We start from the raw sequence: 6,596 nt of genomic DNA, 5'->3' as shown, positions 1-6,596 counted from the left end.
GGTGAACACAGGGTTTCGCGGCCGGCCTCATGGTTTCGAATTGGTGGATTTTGCAAGCCGGAAGATCACGGGCGCGCGCGTCAATCGAAAATTTACCAGGCCGTCAGCAGCAAACAATTTCGCGCAAATTTTCCGCGAATTAAGCTCAAGGCAATCACTTGCGATTTATCCAGAGTTGCTAGGTCGGACGCCTCGCGGGCATCGCCGTGGCGGGATCTAACACACAGGTCGCAAGATGCGCTTTCTGCTCCGCATCACATTCTGGCTCGGGCTGGTGCTGGTGCTCCTGCCGCGGGACAAGACACCCGAATCGGAGAAGTTGCCGCAGATCGGCGCTGCCGATGCGGTGCAGGCTGCGACCGCGGCCGTCTCCGACATGACCCAGTTCTGCAAGCGCCAGCCGGCGGCCTGCGAGGTCGGCGGACAGGCCGCGACCATCATCGGCCAGCGCGCGCAGGACGGAGCGCGGAAGATCTACCAGATCATCAACGACAAGAAAGAGCACATCACCAACGACAAGATCGACAAGAGCGACAAGAACGACAAGAAGGCGCCCGACCATACCGGTTCGATCGCGCTGGCCGGCGAAGGCGATGCCGCATCGAGCGAGATGCCGCGCGATACCCTGTCCCAGGACGACCTCGCGCTGGAATGGCGCGGGCCGAGCCCAGCGAATTAGGGCTCAAACCCTATCGATTTCACGCGCATGCATCCCTATATTGGCCTGAACGGGAACACAGGCCAGCATGACGACGATCGACGAAATCAGAGACAATTTCGAGCTTCTGGACGAGTGGGACGACCGCTACCGGTACGTCATCGAGCTCGGYCGCACCCTGGAACCGCTGCCCGAGGCGGAGCACTCCGCCGCCAACAAGGTGCAGGGCTGCGTCAGCCAGGTCTGGCTCGCCAAGCACGTCGACCGCAGCGGCGGCGCACCGCGCCTGAAATATCTTGGCGACAGCGACGCGCATATCGTGCGCGGGCTGGTCGCGATCGTGCTCTCGCTCTATTCGGGCCGTACGCCGCAGGAGATTCTCGCGACCGACGCCATCGCCGTGTTCAACGAGTTCGGCTTTCGCGACCATCTGACGCCGCAGCGCTCCAACGGGCTGCGCTCGATGGTCAACCGCATCAAGGCCGATGCGAAAGAGGCGCTCGCGGACGCCTCGTAAGGAGCTTCGTAGGGTGGGCAAAGCGGAGCGTGCCCACCATTCCGAGCGAGATCGACGAAAGCTGGTGGGCACGGCGCTGCGCGCCTTTGCCCACCCTACGAAATCCGGGACCCGGCTCTACTTCCGCTTCCGCTGCTGCTGTCCCAGCCCCATCTTCTTCGCCAGTTGCGAGCGCGCCACCGCATAGTTCGGCGCGACCATGGGATAGTCGGCCGGCAGGCCCCATTTCTCGCGATATTGCTCCGGGGTCATGTTGTACTGGGTGCGCAGATGGCGCTTCAGCGACTTGAAGCGCTTGCCGTCCTCCAGACACACCAGATAGTCCGGCGCGATCGACTTCTTCAGCGACACCGCCGGTTTCGCGGGCTCGAGCGGCGCCGTCTCGTTGCGGCCCGACGAGACCCGCACCAATGCGCCGTGCACCTGGCTGATCAGGTTCGGGATCTCGGCGGCCGGCGTCGGATTGCTGCTGAGATAGGCCGACACGATGTTCGCGGTCAGCTCGATGAAATTCTTAGCCCCGGCATCCGACATGGACCCGACCTTTCTCCGCCCTGCGTCTCTCGCACGGGATTGACGACGCCAAAGTATTCCGTGTCAACAATACGTTCGGCTGAAATGTGACGACTGACCAATATGGACTGATTACTGACGGGGTGACGGGAAGACGGCGATTTACTTGACCCGCGGGCCGCTCAGGACCGCTGGTCGAGGTGGGCGCGCAGCTCGTCGATCGAGGCGAAGCGCATCATGCCCTCCGGCATCTGCGCCTCGATCGAGCCGTCGGAATAGAGCGAATAGGCCATGCCGTCGACGATACCGGATTTGAGCACGGTGACCTGCGGCTGCTCGGCCGGCGGCGGCTCRGGCTCAGGCTGAGGCGCGGCGGTCTCGAAGGTCGACGGCGTGCGCGGCGGCGGACGCCGCGGCGCGGCCGGCGGCTCCGATGGCCGCGCACGGTCCGGCTTCGGCCAGGCATCATCGAAGCTCGCCGGCGGGACGTCCGGCGCGGCAGGCTCGTCGTGCGGCGGCGGGCCATCGGGGGCCTTCGCCTGTGCACGCTCGCGCTCCTTGCGGGAGGTCGAGGCGAACAGCAGGTTGCGCCGGCGCGGGGCTTCCGCTGCCGGCGGAGGCGCTTCCGGCGGCTCCTCGAGCCGCGGGCGCTCGCGAGCGGCCGCCTCACCCAGCCACGGCGGTGGCGCGGCGGACGCTGGCGCAGCCGGCGGCTCGGCCTTCACCGCAGGAGCAGGCACCGCCAAGTCGGGCGCGGCCGCGCCAGGCATCGCCAGACCCGGCAGCACCGGCCTGACCCGAACGTCCGATGGAGCGGTTGAACCGGCCAGCCGGCGCGCAATGCCCCTCAGCTCCAGCACCACCACGTGGAGGCCGACCAGTAACATTCCGGAGCAGACGCCGATCGTGCCGGCGATTATGAGGGTACTGCCGAGGCTGAAATCCCTGACGGTGTAGCCGAATAAGACCGCAAGGAGGCCCGCCACAACGGCGACTATCCCAGCGATCAGCAATGCCAAGGTCATCGAACTCACCCCCGGCCGCGCACCCATGCGCGACACCGTCACGCCAAGATACCGTCTTCCTGCGTTCCTCGCCAACGACCAATTGCCCACGCCGTTCCTAAAGGGAAGGAAATCAGAGACTTATTCACATTCCCTTCAGCTACGGCTCGTTACTCTTAACAGGCTTCGAGTTGCCTGGATTTGCTGCGTCGCATCAGGAATTTAGCCATAATGCCCAATTACTTGGTAATGGAACTGCGCTATAGGGAGTCCGGGGTAGAGGCCCGCGCGCACCGGCAGGGCCGAGAGGGGATTCCGGGTCACCAATAGCCATGACATCCATCACGACTTCGGCGATCGACACGCCTCTCCGGCGCTCGGTTGAACGGACTTGCGACGATCTCGCCATGCTGGTGCTGGCCGCGGTCGCCGTCACCGCCGGCCTGACCTTCCGCGACTACGGGCTCGGCTGGGACGATTACAYGCACGCTGAATATGCCGACCTGCTGCTGCGCATGTTCGGTTCCGGCTTCAAGGACACCGCGGCGCTCTCCTTCGCCAACCTCTATATGTACGGCGGCGGCTTCGACATGGTCGCGGCCCTCCTGCACAAGGTCATTCCGCTCGAGCTGTTCGAGACGCGGCGTCTGCTCGGCGCCATCGTCGGTGTGATCGGGCTTGCGGTGACGTGGCGGCTCGGCCGCCGCATTGGCGGACCGCTTGCCGGTCTTGCCTCACTCCTGCTGCTCGCGCTCTGCCCGATCTTCTACGGCCACATGTTCATGAACCCGAAGGACGCGCCCTTCGCGGTGGCCATGATCATCCTGATGCTGGGCCTCGTACGTCTGGCCGAAGAATATCCGCAGCCGTCGCCGCGCACGATCCTGATCGTCGGCCTGGGTGCCGGCCTCTCGCTCGGCTGCCGCGTCCTCGGCGGCCTCGCGCTGGTCTACGCCATGATCGGCTTCATGCCGTTGTTCCTGGAGGAGCTGCGCACCGAAGGCGTCCGCGAGGCAGCCCGCCGCTTCGCCCATGTCGTCTACATCCTGCTCCCCGGCCTCGTGTTCGGCTATCTCGTGATGGGCCTGATCTGGCCGTGGTCGATCATGGAGCCCGGCAATCCCTTCGAGGCGCTGACCTACTTCTCGCACTTCTTCGAAAAACCCTGGAAGGAAATGTTCGACGGCGCGATCGTGTCCGTGCCCGACATGCCCTGGTCCTATCTGCCGACGCTGTTCGCGCTGCAACTGCCCGAGGTGATGCTGGTGCTGATGGGCGGCGCCGTCGTCAGCACCTTCGCCATGCTGCCGCGCCGCGAGGTTCCGGCCCGCCGCAAGACCGTCCTGTTGATGCTGACGCTGGCGGCGACCCTGCCGCTCGCGATCGCGATGGTGAAGCGGCCGGCGCTGTACAACGGCATCCGCCATTTCGTCTTCGTGATCCCGCCGATGGCGGTGCTCGGTGGCGTCGCCTTCGGCTGGGCCATGGAGCGCCTGCGCACCAACCACCGCACCTGGCAGCCCGTCGTGCTCGCCACCTTCTGCTTCGGGCTGGCGCTGTCGCTCGCCGAGATGATCCGGCTGCATCCCTATCAGTACACGCATTTCAACCACATCGCCGGCACCGTGCGCGGCGCCGACGACCGCTTCATGCTGGACTATTGGGGCCTTGCGCTGAAGCAGGCCTCGGACGAACTGCGCGAGCAGATCGTCGAGCGGCAGGAAGTGGCGCCGGGCAACCGCAAATGGAAGGTCGCGGTGTGCGGCCCGCAGCGACCTGCCCAGGTCGCGCTCGGGCCCGACTTCACCATCGGCTGGGATTCCAATGCGGCCGATTTCGCGATGACGCTCGGCGAGTTCTACTGCAAGGGCCTCACCGCGCCGGTCATGGTCGAGATCAAGCGCGACGACGTGGTGTTCGCCCGCGTCTACGACATCCGCGGCCGCAGCATTTCCAGCCTGCTGTCGATCCCGGCGCCGTAATATCGTTATCCGATCGGGCGGCCGCGGAGACGAAACATCACTCCGGCCACCGTCGGATGGTTCTGAAATCCGGAACCTCGCCCTCCGCATATCGTCTCGCTCATGCGGGCTACGCTTGACTGCCGCGCTTTGTGCGCCTTGCCGCCAGCCCGCGGCAAGACTAGGCTCCCTCCCCGCAACAACGATGTTCGGAGAGATTTGCCATGTCGCCAGCGGAAGCGCGCCTGAAAGAAGTGCCGTCGAACATGACGGAGGCGGAGTGGCAGCAACGGGTCAATCTCGCCGCCTGCTATCGTCTGGTCGCGCTGTACGGCTGGGACGATCTGGTCGACACCCACATCTCCGCGCGCGTGCCCGGACCGGACCATCACTTCCTCATCAACCCCTACGGGCTGATGTTCGACGAGATCACGGCGTCGAGCCTCGTCAAGGTCGATTTGCACGGCAACCAGCTCTCCGAGAGCGAGTACAGCATCAACCCGGCCGGCTTCACCATCCATTCGGCGATCCACGAGGTGCGCGAGGACGCGATCTGCGTGCTGCATCTCCACACCCTCGACGGCACCGCGGTGTCGAGCAGCGCCGAAGGCCTGTTGCCGCTGAACCAGACCGCCCAGCTCGTCACCCACGACCTCGCCTATCACGACTATGAAGGCATCGCGCTCGACCATGACGAGCGGCCGCGGCTCCAGAAGGACCTCGGCGACCACAATCACATGCTGCTGCGCAACCATGGCACGCTGACGGTCGGCCGCTCGGTCGCCTCCGCCTTCGAGCGCATGTATCACCTCGAGCGCGCCTGCTCGATGCAGGTGCGCACGCGCGCGCTGGGCACGCCGGTCTACCCCGTCGACGACGTCGCGATCGACAAGAACACCGAGCTGCTCGCCAACCGCGACCGCGCCGAGTTGCGCGCCACCAACCTGGTGTGGCCGCCGCTGCTGCGCAAGCTGGACCGCGAGCTTCCGGGCTACCGGTCTTGAGATTTTTGCGGTTTGGTGTAGAGTAGTTCTCAACACCCTCTGCACGTTTCGGAATGAAACGCCGCCCAATTCCGGGCGGCGTTTTTATTTGGCGGGCTGCGGGCGCAATCACCACCGTCACCCTGARGTGYTCGCCTCTTCGGCGAGCCTCGAAGGGCGACGGCCCGGCTGCATCGGGGCCGTGCATCCTTCGAGGCTCACCGTGAAGCGCGTTGCGCTCCACGGCTCGCACCTCAGGATGACGGGAGGCGCAATTGGGGCATTGCCAACCTCGTAGGGTGGGTTAGCGAAGCGTAATCCACCATGTATCCGCGCGTGCGGAACGAAGTTGGTGGATTACGCCTGCGGCTAATCCACCCTACGGCACCGAGGATGAAGCTCTTGTAGGGTGGGCAAAGCGAAGCGTGCCCACCTTTTCTATCGCGATCCGGGACGGATGGTGGGCACGGCGCTTCGCGCCTTTGCCCACCCTACGGCACTCGTACAACAATCTCCGGATTCCGGGTTCGCCTCTTCGAGGCGCCCCGGAATGACCGTTGCGCGGTCACTTCACCTCCGCCAGCGCGGCGAGGATGCGGGCCCAGGAGCGGATGCCCTTCTGGAAGCTCCGCAGGTCGTACTTCTCGTTCGGCGAGTGGATGTTGTCGTCATCGAGCCCGAAGCCGACGAGCAGCGAGTCGAGCCCAAGCGTGCGCTTGAAGTCGGCGACGATCGGGATCGAGGCGCCCGAGCCCATCAGCACGGTCTCCTTGCCCCATTCCTCGGTCAGCGCCGTCTTGGCGGCGGCGAGCGGCTTCATGTTCCAGTCGAGCGCGATGGCGGCGCCGGCCGAATGGTCGCCGAACTCGACCTTGCAGTCGCCGGGAATCCGCGCCGACACGTAGTCGCGAAACAGCTTGCGTATCCTGGCGGGGTCCTGTCCCTCGACCAGGCGGAACG

8 protein-coding genes are annotated in these 6,596 nt (G+C 65.2%); 5 read left to right on the top strand and 3 right to left on the bottom strand.

Features of this window, described 5'->3' with window-relative positions:
• The 3 genes from ACXJL8_RS29960 to ACXJL8_RS29950 form a co-directional block, all read left to right on the top strand.
• Nucleotides 1-220: hypothetical protein (locus tag ACXJL8_RS29960; protein WP_456686087.1), on the top strand; the 220-nt coding region annotated here is incomplete at its 5' end.
• A gap of 15 nt (nt 221-235) precedes the next feature.
• On the top strand, nt 236-679 hold the full coding sequence (locus ACXJL8_RS29955) for a DUF5330 domain-containing protein (protein ID WP_456619100.1): 444 nt from the start codon (nt 236-238) through the stop codon (nt 677-679).
• A 67-nt stretch (nt 680-746) separates the two neighbouring features.
• Nucleotides 747-1,175: a SufE family protein gene (locus tag ACXJL8_RS29950; protein WP_456619101.1), complete on the top strand. Its 429-nt coding sequence runs from the start codon at nt 747-749 to the stop codon at nt 1,173-1,175.
• Between the two features lie 117 nt (nt 1,176-1,292).
• Here ACXJL8_RS29950 and ACXJL8_RS29945 read toward each other — a convergent pair whose 3' ends face one another.
• Both ACXJL8_RS29945 and ACXJL8_RS29940 read right to left on the bottom strand, forming a co-directional pair.
• Nucleotides 1,293-1,709: a MucR family transcriptional regulator gene (locus tag ACXJL8_RS29945; RefSeq protein WP_456619102.1), complete on the bottom strand. Its 417-nt coding sequence runs from the start codon at nt 1,707-1,709 to the stop codon at nt 1,293-1,295.
• A gap of 161 nt (nt 1,710-1,870) precedes the next feature.
• Nucleotides 1,871-2,713, bottom strand: a complete 843-nt coding sequence (locus ACXJL8_RS29940; RefSeq protein WP_456619103.1) for a DUF308 domain-containing protein — start codon at nt 2,711-2,713, stop codon at nt 1,871-1,873.
• A gap of 311 nt (nt 2,714-3,024) precedes the next feature.
• Between ACXJL8_RS29940 and ACXJL8_RS29935 the strand changes: the two genes are divergently transcribed.
• Together ACXJL8_RS29935 and ACXJL8_RS29930 are read left to right on the top strand one after the other, a co-directional pair.
• Nucleotides 3,025-4,674, top strand: a complete 1,650-nt coding sequence (locus ACXJL8_RS29935; protein WP_456686086.1) for a glycosyltransferase family 39 protein — start codon at nt 3,025-3,027, stop codon at nt 4,672-4,674.
• A 203-nt stretch (nt 4,675-4,877) separates the two neighbouring features.
• Nucleotides 4,878-5,657, top strand: coding sequence for a class II aldolase/adducin family protein (locus ACXJL8_RS29930; RefSeq protein WP_211382902.1), 780 nt, complete (start codon nt 4,878-4,880; stop codon nt 5,655-5,657).
• Between the two features lie 544 nt (nt 5,658-6,201).
• Here ACXJL8_RS29930 and ACXJL8_RS29925 read toward each other — a convergent pair.
• Nucleotides 6,202-6,596: M20/M25/M40 family metallo-hydrolase (locus ACXJL8_RS29925; RefSeq protein WP_456686085.1), on the bottom strand; the 395-nt coding region annotated here is incomplete at its 5' end.

Source organism: Bradyrhizobium sp. P5_C11_2 (assembly GCF_054049755.1).
Note: the sequence above shows the minus strand (reverse complement) of the source record. Positions and strands in the feature narration are given on the sequence as shown.